Consider the following 1,253-nt stretch of genomic DNA (forward strand, 5'->3'; position numbering starts at 1 on the left):
TAAGGTGTTCTAAAGCATAAAGACGATAAATCTCCTTGCTTAATTCAACTTCCTTTAATGTCTCTTCTAATGATTTTTTCATTTCACTTACATTTTAGGGAGTCAACCATATTTACAAAAAGACAATGCATTATAGATAATACGAGCTGACTTACTGATTGCTAAAGTCTATAACTCTTATGGATATAAAGTGAATATTCTTATCATATGCTCCATACTTCCAAGTATATTTCTCCTATTTTGTCCTTTTTTAAACATATTAACACTTACTTATGCTCTTGTTTGAAAATAAAGTACTAATTTTGTGCGCTTAAAATCTATTGAAAACCAATTAGAAATAAGTCAATACAAGTATTAAATTCTTATATAAACACATTAATATCTATTATTTTTAATTATGAGAAAATTGTTAAGATTATTATTAATCATGCTGCTAACTATTGTATGGACTGCAAGTAGAGCACAAGAAATTACCATGGATTTCGCTGATAATAGTGGTTGGAAAATCCCTGGTAAGGATAAAACTACCAATAAGCCTCAAACGTTTGGAAAGGATAATAATGCTATTACGCTATCGGGTGAATATCATTATGTTAGTGTTAGTACAGGCCCTTATTTGTTACTTAATCGTGAAGCAACATTAACTTTCTCCCAATTTAATTTTGATGTGGAAAGAATTGTTGTAATAGGGTACGATTCGAAAGTTTCTCAAAGTATATATGTAGGCGAAAACTTGGTTAGTGATCAAGTGAATGGTGGCCTTGGTCCAAGAACTTTTTGGATAAATGAAGAGTATCAGAATGCAGGAAATGTTTATACGCTGAAAGTAACTTATGGCACCGCTCATATAAAAAGAATAGAGATCTACAAAAAAGGTTCGTTTGCGCCTGAAGGGAAAGCAGTTTTCTTTGTGGGCGGTACAGATAAGGGCACAAACAATAAAGTTAGTAAAATAAATGAAATAACCAAAGATGGTGTTACAATTTCTGGTAAGGAAATTGCTCTTGCAGGTGTTGTTTTTAATGATTATGGTACATATGAATTTTATAAAGATGCTAACTTTACCATATCGGTTAAAACGGGTACTATAACAAAGATCGAATTCACAGGGAATAAATCTTTGGAATCACTACTGTCCAAAGAAATTTTCCCATAAGGTCAACTGACCATCATCGGAGTCATTCTGAGGACGTTTGGGCTTAACAAATAGCTCACCTAAAGGTTTCCTTTCAAAGAGGACTTTACCAATGGCA

The 1,253-nt window shown here is 32.4% G+C and carries 1 protein-coding gene; it reads left to right on the forward strand.

From position 1 onward, the window contains the following. Positions 1 to 397: 397 nt before the first annotated feature. Positions 398 to 1,156: a hypothetical protein gene (locus C9991_RS16510; RefSeq protein WP_157949528.1), complete on the forward strand. Its 759-nt coding sequence runs from the start codon at positions 398 to 400 to the stop codon at positions 1,154 to 1,156. Positions 1,157 to 1,253: the final 97 nt, after the last annotated feature.

The organism is Prevotella merdae (genome assembly GCF_900290275.1).
Lineage (GTDB): Bacteria > Bacteroidota > Bacteroidia > Bacteroidales > Bacteroidaceae > Prevotella > Prevotella merdae.